11 protein-coding genes are annotated in these 13,946 nt (G+C 72.7%); 4 read left to right on the forward strand and 7 right to left on the reverse strand.

Features of this window, described 5'->3' with window-relative positions:
• The first annotated feature begins 200 nt into the window (after positions 1 to 200).
• Positions 201 to 3,923, forward strand: a complete 3,723-nt coding sequence (locus ADL01_RS27765; RefSeq protein WP_053744743.1) for a helix-turn-helix domain-containing protein — start codon at positions 201 to 203, stop codon at positions 3,921 to 3,923.
• Here ADL01_RS27765 and ADL01_RS44910 read toward each other — a convergent pair.
• The 6 genes from ADL01_RS44910 to ADL01_RS27795 all read right to left on the reverse strand — a co-directional run bounded on the left by ADL01_RS44910 (position 3,901) and on the right by ADL01_RS27795 (position 10,228).
• Positions 3,901 to 4,563: a hypothetical protein gene (locus ADL01_RS44910; RefSeq protein WP_053744744.1), complete on the reverse strand. Its 663-nt coding sequence runs from the start codon at positions 4,561 to 4,563 to the stop codon at positions 3,901 to 3,903. The genes ADL01_RS27765 and ADL01_RS44910 overlap by 23 nt on opposite strands.
• 116 nt (positions 4,564 to 4,679) lie before the next feature.
• A complete protein-coding gene (locus ADL01_RS27775; RefSeq protein ID WP_053744745.1) occupies positions 4,680 to 5,285 on the reverse strand; it encodes a hypothetical protein in 606 nt (201 codons plus the stop codon).
• 76 nt (positions 5,286 to 5,361) lie between these two features.
• On the reverse strand, positions 5,362 to 5,775 hold the full coding sequence (locus ADL01_RS27780; RefSeq protein ID WP_053744746.1) for a hypothetical protein: 414 nt from the start codon (positions 5,773 to 5,775) through the stop codon (positions 5,362 to 5,364).
• A gap of 127 nt (positions 5,776 to 5,902) precedes the next feature.
• Positions 5,903 to 7,489, reverse strand: a complete 1,587-nt coding sequence (locus tag ADL01_RS27785; protein ID WP_053744747.1) for a carboxyl transferase domain-containing protein — start codon at positions 7,487 to 7,489, stop codon at positions 5,903 to 5,905.
• Positions 7,482 to 8,960 carry an acyl-CoA synthetase gene (locus ADL01_RS27790; protein ID WP_053744748.1) on the reverse strand — a complete coding sequence of 493 codons (1,479 nt, stop codon included), beginning with the start codon at positions 8,958 to 8,960 and terminating at the stop codon, positions 7,482 to 7,484. The genes ADL01_RS27785 and ADL01_RS27790 overlap by 8 nt, the downstream gene beginning before the upstream one ends.
• Positions 8,961 to 9,109: 149 nt before the next feature.
• Positions 9,110 to 10,228 carry a MerR family transcriptional regulator gene (locus tag ADL01_RS27795; protein ID WP_053744749.1) on the reverse strand — a complete coding sequence of 373 codons (1,119 nt, stop codon included), beginning with the start codon at positions 10,226 to 10,228 and terminating at the stop codon, positions 9,110 to 9,112.
• Between the two features lie 249 nt (positions 10,229 to 10,477).
• Here ADL01_RS27795 and ADL01_RS27800 point away from each other — a divergent pair, with 249 nt between their 5' ends.
• Positions 10,478 to 11,386, forward strand: a complete 909-nt coding sequence (locus ADL01_RS27800; protein WP_053744750.1) for an ATP-grasp domain-containing protein — start codon at positions 10,478 to 10,480, stop codon at positions 11,384 to 11,386.
• A gap of 29 nt (positions 11,387 to 11,415) precedes the next feature.
• Here ADL01_RS27800 and ADL01_RS27805 read toward each other — a convergent pair whose 3' ends face one another.
• Positions 11,416 to 11,988 carry a hypothetical protein gene (locus ADL01_RS27805; protein WP_053744751.1) on the reverse strand — a complete coding sequence of 191 codons (573 nt, stop codon included), beginning with the start codon at positions 11,986 to 11,988 and terminating at the stop codon, positions 11,416 to 11,418.
• A gap of 204 nt (positions 11,989 to 12,192) precedes the next feature.
• Here ADL01_RS27805 and ADL01_RS27810 point away from each other — a divergent pair, with 204 nt between their 5' ends.
• Both ADL01_RS27810 and ADL01_RS27815 read left to right on the forward strand, forming a co-directional pair.
• Entirely contained in the window at positions 12,193 to 12,966 is a 774-nt protein-coding gene (locus tag ADL01_RS27810; RefSeq protein WP_053744752.1) for an IclR family transcriptional regulator, read from the forward strand.
• Positions 12,963 to 13,841, forward strand: a complete 879-nt coding sequence (locus ADL01_RS27815; protein ID WP_053744753.1) for an SMP-30/gluconolactonase/LRE family protein — start codon at positions 12,963 to 12,965, stop codon at positions 13,839 to 13,841. Before ADL01_RS27810 ends, ADL01_RS27815 begins: the two co-directional genes overlap by 4 nt.
• Positions 13,842 to 13,946: the final 105 nt, after the last annotated feature.

Consider the following 13,946-nt stretch of genomic DNA (forward strand, 5'->3'; position numbering starts at 1 on the left):
CGCGCGGCGGGGGGCCGGGCGGGGGGCCGCCGTATGGGTAATTGATCCGTTATGCCGGAATTGGGGCCATGGTCCCGACGATCTCACTTCACCTCGCGTTTACGTTAAGTAAGGCATTAGGCAATGAAGTGCCCCGTATGGTCGTACTTTCTGGCGTACATCCGTGACCGTTTCGCCAGATGTACGGAGGTGCGCAACCCATGGGACGGCCGGAGAGACCTCTGGACCCGGCGGACGGTCCTGTCCAGAAGCTCGCTCAGGAGCTGCGCGAGCTGCGCAGAACGGTCGGCAGCCCCTCGTACCGCACCATGGCGAAGGACGCGGGATTCTCCGTGACCACGCTGTCGCAGGCCGCGGCGGGCGAGCGCCTGCCGTCCCTGGCCGTCCTCCAGGCGTACGCGCGGGCCTGCGGTGCCGACCCGGCGGAATGGGAGCGGCGCTGGAAAGAGGCCGACGCGGACCTGGCGGACGCGACGTGCGAGGAGACCGGGGAGACGCCGCCCTACCGGGGCCTCGCCCGGTACGAGGCGGACGACCAGGAGCTGTTCTTCGGCCGGGACCGCGTGGTCGAGCAACTCGGGAAACTGGTCTGCGACCACCGCATCGCCGTCCTCTGCGGCCCGTCCGGCAGCGGGAAGTCCTCCCTGCTGCGGGCCGGCCTGATCCCCCGGCTGCGCGAGGAGATCGCGGCGCACGGACATCCGGCGGTGCTGCGCATCCTCACCCCCGGACCACGGCCCGCCACGACCTACGGCCATCTGCTGACCCCCGCCGAGAACGAGCCCGCGAGCTGGGTCGTCGTCGACCAGTTCGAGGAGGTCTTCACCCTCTGCCGGGACCCCGAGGAACGCTCGCGCTTCATGGACCTGCTGCTGGCGGCCCGGGACCCGGCCGCCCGGCTGCGGGTCCTCATCGCCGTACGGGCCGATTTCTACGTACGCTGCGCCGAGCACCGCGGCATGGCCGACGCCCTGTCGGGTGCCGGACTGCTGCTCGGGCCGATGACGGCGGACGAACTGCGCGAGGCGGTGACCGGACCCGCCCAGGCCGCCGGGCTGCTGGTGGAGCGGGAGCTGACCGCCCGCCTGGTGGACGAGATGCTCGACGAGCCCGGCGGACTGCCGATGCTCTCGCACGCCCTGCTGGAGACCTGGCGCCGCCGCCGGGGCCGGATGCTGACCCTGGCCGGCTACGAAGCCGCGGGCGGGGTACGGGGTGCGATCGCCGCCAGCGCGGACACGACGTACGAGAGTCTCGACGCGGAGCAGGCGCGCGCGGCCCGGCTGCTGCTGCTGCGGATGGTCGAGCCCGGCCAGGGCACCTCCGACACGCGCCGCCCGCTCACCCGCCCCCAACTCGCCGAGTGGGCGCACCCCCATGTCCCGGTCGTGATGGAGCGGCTGGCCCGCGCAAGACTGCTGACCGTGGACGAGGACGGCGCGCAGTTCGCCCACGAGGCCCTGCTCACCTGCTGGCCCCGGCTGCACGGCTGGATCGAGGAGGACCGGGAACGGCTGCGCCACCACCGAAGCCTGACCGAGGCCACCCAGGTCTGGCTGGACCACGACCGCTGCCCCGGCACCCTCTACCGGGGCACCCGCCTCGCGCGCGCCGAGGAACTCTTCCCCGATCCGGAGCTGGATCCGGCGCTGACGGCGACGGAGCGGGCCTTCCTGCTCGCCGCGCTGGACGCCCGCGACGCCGAGGAGCGCACCGTCGTCCACACCAGGCGCCGCTCCCGGATACTGGCCGGCGCCATGTCGGTGCTGCTCATGATGGCGCTGGTGGTCGGCCTGGCCGCCTGGCAGCAGTACGACTACTCCCAGCGCGGCCACATCGAGGACTCGGCCCGCCGCACCGCCGACGTCGCCGACTCGCTGCGCACCACCGACCCGCGCGCCGCCCTCCTGCTCGGTGTCGCCGGCTGGCGCACCGCCAAGCTCCCCGAGACCCACCGGGCCCTGCTCGGCTCGCTCGTGCAGTCCGAGTCGGACGCCTTCACCGATCCCGCGCCCGGCACCCCGGTCCGCTTCCTGGCGAACGCCGGCCGCACGCTGGTCAGCGTGGACAACGGCACCTGGCGCACCTGGGACGTGCGCTCCCATCACCGCGTGGCCACGGGCCGGCTTCCGGCCGATGCCGTGACCGAGTCCGTCGCCCCCGACGCCCGCACCCTCGTCCTGCGCACCGCGACCGGCATCCGGCTGTGGGACATGTCCGCCGGCCACTGGACCGGCGCCGGGGCCCCGCTGCCGATCGTCGCCCAGGTCTCCTTCGCCGGCGACGGCCACACGTACCTCGCCGAGGACGACGACCGGGTGGAGCTGCGCGCGGTCGCCGACGGCAGGGTGCTGTTCCGGATCCGGGCGACCGGCCTGACCGCCCCCGTCGCGAGCACCGGCAACCGCCTGCTCGCCGTCTGTCCCGCCCGAGGGGGCCCGCAGGTGTGGGACACCGGCACCGGACGCGCCGTCCACGGTCCGTGGGAGCGGAGCGACGGTGTCTGCGACAGTGACCACTCCCAGCTGCTGCTGTTCGGCCCCGGCGACCGGCTCGCCACGATCACCGACACCCGGGTCACCGTGTGGGACGTCCGCGCCGGCCGGCAACTGGCCGCCGTCGACGACGAGGCCGTGACCTACGCCTCGTTCAGCGGTGACGGAACGTTTCTGGCGACGGCCGACGCCACCGAGATCCGTATCCGGCGGCTCACCCGGCCGGATGCCCCCGTGTTCCGGCACGCCCTGCACAACCAGTACGTGTACGGCGGCCCGGCCTGGGACGCCGGCGGGCGGGCCCTGCGCTATCTGGAGGGCGGTACCGTCCACACCGTCGATGTCGGCCTCGCGGTCACCCCGGCCTGGCGCGACACCCCCCTCGACGACGTGCGCCTCAGCCCCGACGGCCGCGCCTACGTCACGGCCAGACGGTCCGGCGGCCGGTACCTCTTCCAGATCCGGGCCACCGCCGACGGCCGTCCACTCGGGCACCTGCCCCCGGTGGACGTGCCCGGCTCCCGGGCCTCGGATCTCCCCCCGGACACCTTCCCGCTGACGGCGTTCAGCCCGGACGGCACGGCACTCGCGTACGGCGTCTCAGCCCCCGGACCGCAGACCGTCGGGCAGACGTTCACCGTGTGGGACACGGCTCGCCGCCGGGTCCGCGGCACGCTCGACCTGACCGGGGATCCGGTGCTGAAGCTCGCCCTCGGGCCGGGCGGACGCGCCCTGTACGCAGCCCGCAACGGGGTCCGGGATCCGTATGACGAAGCGTGGGACACCGCGGCCCACCACCGCACGGCCGTACTGCCGGGACTGCCCGGCGATCTCCTGACCGCCCGCCCCGGCGGCGGCCTGCTGATCGGCGACGGACGGCTCGCCGCGCTGCCGTCGGGCCGAGGCGTCGACCACGACCTGGCGCAGGGCGCGCAGATCGCCGCGGCGGCCTTCTCGGCCGACGGCTCGCTGCTCGCGGTCGGCGACGGGTCGGGCCGGGTCACCCTGTGGGACGGGGCCGTGAGCCGGCGCGCCGGAGTGCTCCGCAACGTCTTCCCGGCACCGCTCGGCCCCACCCCGGAGGCGGTGAGCGCGGTGGCCGTCAGTTCCGACGGCCGGATGCTGGCGGTGGGCGGAAGCGACGGCGGTCTCCAGTTGTGGGACGTCGAGACCCGCCAGCCTCTCGGCACCCCGCTGGCCACGCCCGGCGACGGCATCGAGTCGCTGGCCTTCTCGCCGGACGGCACGACCCTGTACGCGGGCAGCCCGCACGTCCCGCTCCAGCGGTATGCGCTCGACCCCGAGCGGGCCGTCGACCGGATCTGCGCCCGGGCGGGCACCGGCCTGACGCGAGGGGAGTGGCGGACGTACGTGCCGAGCGCGCCCTACCGGCAGGTCTGTGGAATCAGCCCGCGAGACGGGGTGTGATCCGCCGGGCCAGCGTGACGAGCCCGTCGGCGCCGTCCTTCGCCCCTGCGGGCTGCGCGAGGGTGAGCACCCAGACGCGGGAGCCGGCCTTCCACACCACGAAGTCGACGCTCTGCGGGGGCTGCAGCACTTCGGTGGTCTCACTGAAAGCTGCCTGTCCCAGGCCGGTGACCTCGGTGACCTTCACGTCGCGCATGCCCGCGGACGCGGGGTCGCCGACCAGGCTGCGCGAGGCGGCGCGTTCGGCGTCGTAGGAGCGGGTGGAGGGGCTGAGCGTCAGCAGGGCCGTCCGGTCGCCGGAGGCGTAGCTGCACGAGTCGGGAGCGGTGCCCTTGCCGGGTGCGACACGAGGGGCCGGGAGGGGATCGGTCAGCACCAGGCGGGCGGCGGCCTCGTCGAGGACGGCGCACAGCCGGGAGGGCGGCAGGGTCCTGACCGAGGCGGCGGCGCTGGGTGCGGCGGAGGGCGAGACGGTCGTCACCTGACCGGCGGTGCTCGTGGCGGTGCTCGGGGAGGCGGTCGGTGAGGTGACGGCCGCCGGGGAAGTACTGCTACCGCTGCCGGAGCAGGAGGCCAGCAGACCGCACAGGACAGCCGTGGCCGCGGGCAGCGCGGCACGGGAAAGGCGGCGCGGAATCATGACGGTATTCCTTGCGGGTCGGTGCGGGGAGGGGCCTGGCCCCCGAGGCGGGGAGGGGGATGAGGAGCCGCCGCAGGGGCCAGGCGGATCAGGTGACTCAGCCGGTCACAGGAACGTCACTTGTAGACGTTGTAGGTCCCGTAGTCCTTCACCCTGAGGTTGGCCGTCCACGTGCCGAACTCGTAGTTGCCGTCCCACCAGTACCGCTCCTGGCCACCGCCACAGCTGGAGTGGTCGGTGCGGAACGCTCCGACGAAGGTGCCCTTCGTCCAGCGGCGCAGCACCAACTGGATCGGCTGGGCATACTGCCCCGGGCTCAGGTTCACGGTATTGGTGAAGGTGGTCGACGTGGACCCGTTGCGCCCGTAGCTGGGGGTGACGCTGGGGAGAATCTTGTTGAGGTAGGGGATCGGGTTGTTGACGGTGACGTTGACATTCCACTGCCAACCCGTCGTCTTCGTCTCGCCCCAGGCGTAGGAGCAGCCGGGGACGTTCGTGGGGCAGCGGAAGGTGGGTCCCCGAAACACCCAGTCCTCCCAGGTGCTCGCGGCCTGGGTCTGCGACTTCGCCCAGGTGGTGTCGCCCTTGCGCATGTCGTAGCCGTCCGGCTTCCAGCACCAGGTGTCCGCCGAGGCGGAACCCGCCGAGGCCAGCAGGACGAGCGGGGTGAGGGCCACGCCCATGGCCGACGCCAGCCGGCGGCGGTTCTTCTTCTTGTTCACTGGGGCTCCTTGCGGGGAGAGGGACAACGGGAACGGGGGTGAGAGAGGGACCGGTGGTGCGAGCGGCGCACTACCGTCAGTGACGGTTGACGACGATCATGTGGTACTGGTCCTGGGTCGTGCTCCAGTCGCCCCACCAGTTGTCGTTCCTGCTCCATCCCTCGCAGCTCCTGCCGCGGTAGGCCACCAGCGAGGCCTTGTCGCTGCTGGAGAACCACACGTTCGTCCAGTAGCTCGTCTTGTGGGGCTCGTTGCCCTGGAGGCACCGCTCCCACCTGTGGCCGTTGGGCTGGGTGACACTGATCCGCCAGCTGTACGCGTCCACGCTCTGGTTGACGATCTTGACGCAGGCGGTGAAGAGGGGAGAGTTGCAGTCGGGGGAGGGGTAGGCAGTGGCACTGGCCCCACCGGCGGCCAGGGTCAGCGACCCACCCACCATGGTGGCGACAGCCAGGGCGCCGGCGAGCTTCTTGCGCAGTGAACGGGACATGGCCCCGCTCCTTTCTCTCTGGGGTGGGGCTACGACACCACCGACTTTCCAGGAGAGAAGGGTTGTTCAGCGATCTGAATCAAAGGTCCAAACAACTCTGGACCTGGCAGAACAAGGCCTGCTGGCGCTACCGAAGATCCGGGGTGGGCTCCGGGCGGCCCACGACGCCCCGCACCACCCCCAGCTCCACCAGGTCCTGTGGCCGGATCCGGAGCTGGTCCGCCGTCGCCTCCACCTCGCTCTCCGGACGCTTGAGGATGGCCGCCGCGAGCTCCGGCGCGATGACGGAGAAGTAGCTGTCCGGCGTGGCCCAGGTGCTGCCGGGAGCGGCGAGGGCCAGGGCGCCGCCCGAGCCGCCCTCGCCGATCAGCAGCGTGGTGACCGGCGTGCGCGCGGCGGCGACCGCGCCGAACAGGTCCGCGATCGCGGCGCCCGCACCCTGCCGCTCGGCGGCGGCGTCGTTGGCGGCGCCCGGGGTGTCCACCAGGGTCAGCACCGGGATGCCGAGCCGGTCCGCGAGGCGGATCAGCCGGGCGGCGGTGCGATAGCCGGCGGGGCGGGTGGCCGTGCCGAGCTGCGCCGCGTACGCGACGGTCCGCCCGTCCTGTGCCCGCTCACCGAACCCGCACGCCATCCCGCCGTCGGTGCCCCCGCAGCGGTCGCCGCTGATCGAGGCACGCCGGGCGAAGTACGCGTCCAGGTAGGCCCCGGCGCGTGGGCGCCCGGGGGCGCGGGTGCGCTGGACGGCGTCCCAGCCGGTGGCGGGGAGGGAGGCGGGACCGGCGGAAGGCGGTGACGGTGGTGTTGAAGGCGGTGACGCGGCGGTCTCCGCCGTGCCGGCGGGGGAGTCGGCGGTGGTGGTGTCGGTGGAATCGGCGTTCGGCTGGGTCGGGGGCAGGGTGGCCTGCGGGGGGCCGGTGTCGATGGCAGCGGTGGCGCCGGTGTCCAACAGGGCCGGGGGCACGGCGGCCTCCACCGGCCCCGGCCCGATCGCACCGGCGCTCAGCAGGCGCAGCCACAGGGCCAGCGTCTCCCGGAGCGCCTCCGGACGTACGACCGCGTCGGCCGCGCCCGCCGCCACCTGCGCCTCGGCCGTGTACGCCGCCGGGTCCGCGTCGGCCGGCCGGACCCGGGAACCCGCGAAGCCGACCTGGGCACCGGTCAGCGCCAGTACGACATCGGCGCCCGCACCCAGGGTCGCCCAGCCGCCGCCGGTCGTCGGATCCCGGAGCACCGCGATCTGCGGCAGGCCCGCCTCGCGGGTCAGCGCCGACTGCCGCGCCACGCGCTGGAGCTGGGTCAGCGCGAGCATGCCCTCCTGCATCCGGCTGCCGCCCGTCGCGACCAGCGGTACGACGGGCAGGCGGTGGGCCCGCGCGTACTCGTACGCCGACTCCAGGCGGTCTCCGGTGCGTTCGCCGAGTGAGCCGCCGAGGAAACCGAACTCGAAGGCGATCAGTACGGCCGGGGTGCCGCCGACGCGAGCGGTGCCGCACACGACGGACTCCTCCTCGCCGGTGCGGGCGGCGGCGCGGGCGCGCGAGGCGTCGTAACCCCGCCAGGCGAGGGGGCCGTCGGGCTGGAAATCCCGCGTGGGGTAAGGGAGTTCGCGGAAGCCCTCGTGGGAGCCGTCGGCGAGCAGGGCGATGATCTCGCGGGCGGAGTGGCGCCCGGGGGTCCGGTCGGTCGTCGGCCCGGCCGCTCGGTCAGTCACCGGGCAGCGCCCGCTTCATGATCTTCCCCATGTCGTTGCGCGGGAGGGCGTCCAGGTAGCGCACGACCCGGGGGCGCTTGTGCGGGGCGAGACGGGCGGCGACATGGTTCGCCAGCTCGTCGGCGTCCGGCGGGGACTGCGGATCGGCGGGGACGATCCAGGCGACGATCCGTTCGCCCAGGTCGGCGTCCGGTTCCCCGGTGACGGCCGCCTCGCTGACGCCCGCGTGCTCCAGCAGCGCGTTCTCGATCTCGCCCGCGCCGATCTTGTAACCGCCGCTCTTGATCAGGTCGGTGGCCTTGCGCCCGACGATCCGTACATAGCCGTCGGGATCCCGCACCGCCATGTCCCCGGTGCGGAACCAGCCGTCGGCGGTGAAGGCGGCCTCGGTGGCGTCGGGCCGGTTCAGGTACTCGGTGAACAGGTTCGCCCCGTGCACCTGGATCTCGCCCACGGTCTCGCCGTCGTACGCCGTGATGGGCGCCCCGTCCTCCTCGACGAGCCGCAGCTCGACGCCCGGCAGCGGTAGGCCGACCGTGCCCGCGCGCGGCTCCCCGTCCGCGCGGACGCTGGTGTTCATCAGCGTCTCGGTCATGCCGTACCGCTCCACGACCCGGCGGCCGGTCGCCGCCGTGATCCGCTCGTGGTCGTGCACGGGCAGCGCGGCGGAACCCGAGACGAGCAGCCGCGCCCGGCCGAGCGCCCCGGCGAGTTCCGGGTCGCCAGGGAGCGCCTCCGCGATCCGGTGGTACATCGTCGGAACGCCGAACAACATCGTCGCCCCGTCGTTCAGCTCCCGGGTCACGCCCTCCGTCCCGAACCGCCCGAGGTGCCGCACCGAGCCGCCGCGTCGCAACGGCCCGAGGATGCCGAGAATCAGACCGTGCACATGAAAGAGCGGAAGCCCGTGCACCAGCACGTCCTCACCGGTCCACTGCCAGGCGTCGGCGAGCGCGTCCAGGGTGGCGGCGATGGCCCGGCGCGGAATGACGGCGCCCTTGGGCGGGCCGGTGGTGCCGGAGGTGTAGACGATCAGGGCGGGGGCTTCGGGGGTGGGCTCGTACGCCGCCGCGCCAGCCGCTGACCCGGTGGACGTACGTACGTCGACGTCGACATCGACGCGATCCAACGCGCCGAAGGCAGCGGGGAGTTGGTCGCCGGGGGCGGCGAGTACGAGCGTGGGTGAGCTGTCCTTGAGGATGTGCCCCAACTCGCTCTCCCCCGACTTCGGGTTCAGTGGCACCGCCGGAACCCCGGCCAGCAGCGCGGCCACGACACCGACAGCCGTCTCCAGCGTCGGCGTCGCCCAGACGGCGACCCGGCCGCCTGCCCCGGAGATCCGGTCGGCGAGGGCGTCGGCCGAGGCGGCGAGCTCGGCGTACGTCAGCGAGCGCTCGCCGAAGCGCAGGGCGGGGTGCCGGTCCGGGGCTCCGGTCGGGCCACCGGTCAACCTGGGGAAGAGAGAGGACACGGGTCGTACTCCTTAACTCGTCACGGCGGTAACTCGTCACAGTGGTCGCAACCATCGCGGGAACAACTTGTCTCCCGATCCCTCCGTACACCATCGGCGGCCGGAAGAAACCCGTTCACGATCACCTCCGGCCGCCCACCGCACCCCTGTCAGTCGTCGCCGCCGGCCAGAACCACCTCGGCCACCACACAACTCACGTTGTCCGGGCCTCCGTTGGCGTTCGCCGCCTCAATGAGGGCGAGCGTGGTCGCGTCCGGGTCGGGGATCGTGGTGAGGAGGTGCCGGATGGTGCCCTCCGGTACGGCCCTGGTCAGGCCGTCGGAGCACAGGAGGTAGCGGTCGCCGGGCCGGGCGTCGTGCAGGCGCAGGTCGGGGGAGGCGGGGGCGCGTGTCAACGCCTTGACGAGCAGGTTGGTTTGGGGGTGGGCGGCGGCCTCCTCGGGGGTCAGCCGACCCTCGTCGATCATCGACTGGACCAGCGTGTGGTCGTGGGTGATCTGGAAGAGTTCACCGTCACGCAGAAGGTACGCGCGGCTGTCTCCGATGTGTACGAGGGCGAGGCGCGACCCGGTCCACACCATCGCGGTGAGGGTGGTGCCGACGTCGTCCGTCCGCTCGTCCCCTGTCGTGGGGTGCTCGGTCTCGGCGACGTCCCGGACCGCCTGGGCGGCGCCCTGGACCGCGTCCTCCAGGAGGTTCAGGACGCTGCCGGCGGTGAGCGGTTCGGCGTCCAGGAACTTCAGGGCCTCGACGGCGGCGGCGCCGGCCGGTGCGCCACCGGGTCCGAAGCCGTCGGCGACAGCCAGGACGCGCGCACCGGCGTACGCCGTGTCCTGGTTGGCCGCGCGGACCAGACCGATGTCGGTGCGGGCGGCGTAGCGGAGTTCGAGAAGATTGCTGCTTGCCATGGGACGGGTGTCCTTCCTCGGCGGTGTCGAGAGATGGTCGACGAGGAACGTGGCGAGATCCCGGCGGGCCGCGGTCTCCGCCTCGACCCGTGCCCAGAAGGCGCGGATCTCCTGGGCGGCGGCCGGCGGCTCCATGGCCCTGACCTGCCGGATACGGGCCAACGGCATCCCCAGCCGGCGCAGCCAGGCCACCAGCCGGGCCTGCTCCAACTGCTCGGGCGCGTAGTAGCGGTATCCGGTGTCGGGGTCGACGCGGGCAGGGCGGAGCAGGTCCAGTTCGTCGTAGAGCCGCAGCGCCTTCGGCGACAGCCGGCTCGCCTTGGCGAACGCCCCGATGGTCAGCGTCTCCGGCTTCGTCATGGAGCACCCCGTTTCCTGGTCCCGTGTCCTGGTTCCCGTGCATCGTCCCGTGCGTGGTCCCGTTGCATCGTGCATGGTTCCGTGCCCGGTTCTCTGAATCCCGGCTTCCCGCCGGTTCCTCGTCCCGTCACCGATGCTGGGGCTTCACCAAAGGTGAAGGTCAAGCGCTTGTTAACCTTCACTCGGTGCCGCCATCAGTGGTGAACCAGCCGTACGCGCCTTACCGCACACCTCGCCGAGGGAGTCCCCGTGGTCCGCATCGCGATCGTCACCTACGACCCCCGTCCGGAGCCCAGCAAGGACCGGGACTTCCCGCTCCTCGTACGGGAGTTGGTGGCGGCCGGGGCCGACGCGGTCGCCGTCCACTGGGACGATCCCGACGTCGACTGGGCCTCCTTCGACCTCGCGGTGGTCCGGTCCACCTGGGACTACTCCTGGCGCGCGGAGGAGTTCGCGGGCTGGCTGGAGCGGTGCGAGAAGCTCACGCGGGTCGCGAATCCGGTCGGTGTCCTGCGCTGGAACATGGACAAGCGGTACCTCGGCGAGCTGGCCGCGGCCGGCGTCCCCACGGTCCCCACCAGCTATCTCGCGCCCGGCGAGGCGCCCGGTGACACCCCCGACCTGCCCGACGACCGCGAGTACGTCATCAAGCCCACCTCCGGCGCCGGCGCCCGCTACGCCGCCCGCTACACACCCGAGGACCGGGAGACGGCCGTACGGCATCTCGCGCGCATGCACGCCGAGGGGTTCACCGCGATGGTGCAGCCCTACGTGGGGAGCGTCGACGTCTTCGGGGAGCGTGCCCTGCAGTTCTTCGGCGGTCGTTTCCTGCACGCCAGCCGCAAGGGGGCCGTGCTGACTCCCAAGGCGGCGTACGACGACGACAAGGTCGCCCATCCCGACCTCGAGGTATGGACCCCGACCCCGGCCGAACTCGCCGTAGCCGAGCGGGCGTTGGCCGCCGTACCGGACAACTCCGGGCTCCTGTACGCCCGTGTCGACCTCGTTCTCGGGGACGACGGTGAACCCCGGGTCATGGAACTGGAGTTGATCGAGCCGAACCTGTTCCTCGATCTGCATCCGGACTCGGTACCGGTGGTCGTGCAGGCCATCCTGCGGGCCGCCGTCGGCCGCCGTCGGCCGCCGGTGACCGTGTGACCCCGTGCCCGTCATGACTGCCCGGCCCGTCAGTCCCTGACCACCACCCGCTGCAACAGCCCCCAGGTGAACTCCGCCGCGCACTCCCGCCGTACCCCTGACCCGTCCGGCGCCGTGAACGCCAGGCCCCAGCGAGTGGGGGCCGTGCCCTCCAGAGGGCGCGCGGGGGCGAACGCGCGGGCGACCTCGTCGACCGTGCAGGACCAGGGGCGCAGATCGTCCGACGTGCGGAGTGCGGGGGAGGGGGCGCCCGGAGCCCGTACCAGCCATTCGTTCCAGGCCACGCCGTTCGGGGCCACGAGCAACTCGAAGCGCAGGTCGGGCCAGAGGGGGACCGGCCAGAGCCACGCCTCGCACTCCAGGTCGCCGATGGTGCGGGGCGTCACCGACTCGGGGGTGCCGAGGACCGAGCGGTACCGGGAGGCGGCGGCGCGGGCGCGCGGGGAGCGGAGCATCGCCTGCCAGCGTTTGTTGGCCTCGCGCATGTCCGCGATCGACACGCCCAGCTCATGGCGGGCGTCCTCCACCAGATCAGGGTTGTGGTCGGCCATGCGGCGCAGCAGCACCAGCTGGAAGTCGGTCACCGTGAACATACGGACCATCGTCGCGTACCGGCCGGAAGACGAGGGTGGTCGGACGAGGGCGGTCACGGACGGCAACGAAGCCATTGCACGCCCATTGCCCGGCGCGGTCCCTTGTAGCTAGCCTGTCATCTGTTCGTCATGCCGATCGTCTGTTGAAATCTCGAACGCCGTCGAAAAGGCGTCGAGATCGTAGACACCCTGAACACAAGAGAGGGGGCCGTCATGGGACGCCTCGTACCTGCCGTGACCCGGGCTCTCGACATTCTTGAGCTTTTTCTGGACGGGGACGGCACGCTCTCCGCCCCGGACATAGTGCGCCGACTCCAGCTGCCACGCACCACCGTGCACGAACTGGTGACGACGCTCGCCGCCCGTTCGTACATTGTGCAGGTCCCCGGCCAGCCGGGCCGCTACCGCCTGGGCGTGCGCCCCTACCAGCTCGGCAGCCGCTACGCCGAACAGCTGGACCTGGCCGCGGAGGGCCTCCAGGTGGCCCGTTCCGTCGCCGAGACGTGCGGCGAGACGGTGCACGTCGCGATCCTCGAGGGCACGGACGTCATCTACATCGCGAAGATGGACTCCTCGCACGCGGTACGGATGGTGTCGGCGGCCGGCCGCCGCCTGCCCGCCCACTGCACCTCCGTGGGCAAGATGCTGCTGGCCTCGCTGCCCGACCACGAGCTTGCCGCACGGATCCCCGACAACGTCCCGCTGCCCGCGATGACGCCGAACAGCATCACCGACCCGGCGGCCCTGCGCGAGGCCCTCGCGGAGATCCGCCGCCGGGGCGTCGCCGTGGAGAACCGCGAGTCGAACCCGGACGTCAGCTGTGTGGCGGCGCCGGTGCACGACCGCACGGGCCGGGTGGTCGCCGCGCTGTCGATCTCCGTCCCGATGATCCGCTGGAGCGACGACCACCGTTCGGAGCTGGAACAGCTCGCCGCCAAGGGCGCCGCCGAACTCTCCGAGCGCCTCGGTTACCGGAGTGTGGCATGACCACGTACGAACCCGGCCTCGACGTCGCGGTCCAGGCGCAGGCGACCCTCGGTGAGGGCCCGACCTGGGACGCGGCGGCGTCGCGTCTGATCTGGATCGACATCCTCGGCTCCCGGGTCCACACCTACGACCCGTCGACCGGCCGTCGCACGGTCATGGCGACGGAGCAGCACGTGGGCGCCGCCAAGCCGCGCGCGGGCGGCGGCCTGGTCCTGAACCTGCGCGACGGCGTGGCCCTGTACGACGGCGAGGGCGCCGACCCCGCCACCGGCTTCCGCTGGCTGCACCACGAGCCGACGCCCGGCCGCCGGGCGAACGACGCGGCGGTGGCCCCCGACGGCTCGCTGTGGGCCGGCACGATGCGCTACGACGAGGCGCCGGGCGGCGGCACGCTGTCCCGGCTGACGGGCGTCGGCGAGGCCACGACCGTCCTGGACGACGTGGCGGTGAGCAACGGCACGGGCTGGAGCCCGGACGGCCGCCTGATGTACTACATCGACTCCCCGACCCGCCGTGTCGACGTCTTCGACGTGTCGGACGACGGGCGGAATGTCAGCAACCGCCGTCAACTGGCGCTGATCGAGGAGGGCGCGGGCTTCCCCGACGGCCTGACGGTCGACGCGGACGGCTGCGTCTGGGTCGCCCTGTGGGGCGGCGCGGCGGTGCGCCGCTACACCCCCGTCGGCACCCTGGACCGCACGATCACCCTGCCCACGCCCCTCGCCACGGCCTGCGCCTTCGGCGGCCCGGACCTTACGGACCTGTACATCACCACGGCCCGCGTCGGCCTGTCCGACCCCCACCCGATGTCGGGCTCGCTCCTGGTCGTACCGGGTGCGGGCAAGGGCGTCGCCCAGCCGGCGTTCGCGGGCTGACCGGACGAGGATCGTACGACGACGGCTGCCCGAGGTCAGGGCAACGGCCGGGCGGGCAACGGGAGTTCCGTCGCCTGCCCGGCCGTTGTCTGACCCGGCCGGTCG

This window comes from Streptomyces sp. NRRL WC-3618 (assembly GCF_001280005.1).
Taxonomy (GTDB): domain Bacteria; phylum Actinomycetota; class Actinomycetes; order Streptomycetales; family Streptomycetaceae; genus Streptomyces.

Excerpts from the sequence above, each read along its gene's own strand:
- ADL01_RS27765 (WP_053744743.1), top strand. The coding sequence starts at position 201 with ATGGGACGGCCGGAGAGACCTCTGGACCCGGCGGACGGTCCTGTCCAG.
- ADL01_RS44910 (WP_053744744.1), bottom strand. The coding sequence starts at position 4,563 with ATGATTCCGCGCCGCCTTTCCCGTGCCGCGCTGCCCGCGGCCACGGCT.
- ADL01_RS27780 (WP_053744746.1), bottom strand. The coding sequence starts at position 5,775 with ATGTCCCGTTCACTGCGCAAGAAGCTCGCCGGCGCCCTGGCTGTCGCC.
- ADL01_RS27795 (WP_053744749.1), bottom strand. The coding sequence starts at position 10,228 with ATGACGAAGCCGGAGACGCTGACCATCGGGGCGTTCGCCAAGGCGAGC.
- ADL01_RS27805 (WP_053744751.1), bottom strand. The coding sequence starts at position 11,988 with ATGGTCCGTATGTTCACGGTGACCGACTTCCAGCTGGTGCTGCTGCGC.
- ADL01_RS27810 (WP_053744752.1), top strand. The coding sequence starts at position 12,193 with ATGGGACGCCTCGTACCTGCCGTGACCCGGGCTCTCGACATTCTTGAG.
- ADL01_RS27815 (WP_053744753.1), top strand. The coding sequence starts at position 12,963 with ATGACCACGTACGAACCCGGCCTCGACGTCGCGGTCCAGGCGCAGGCG.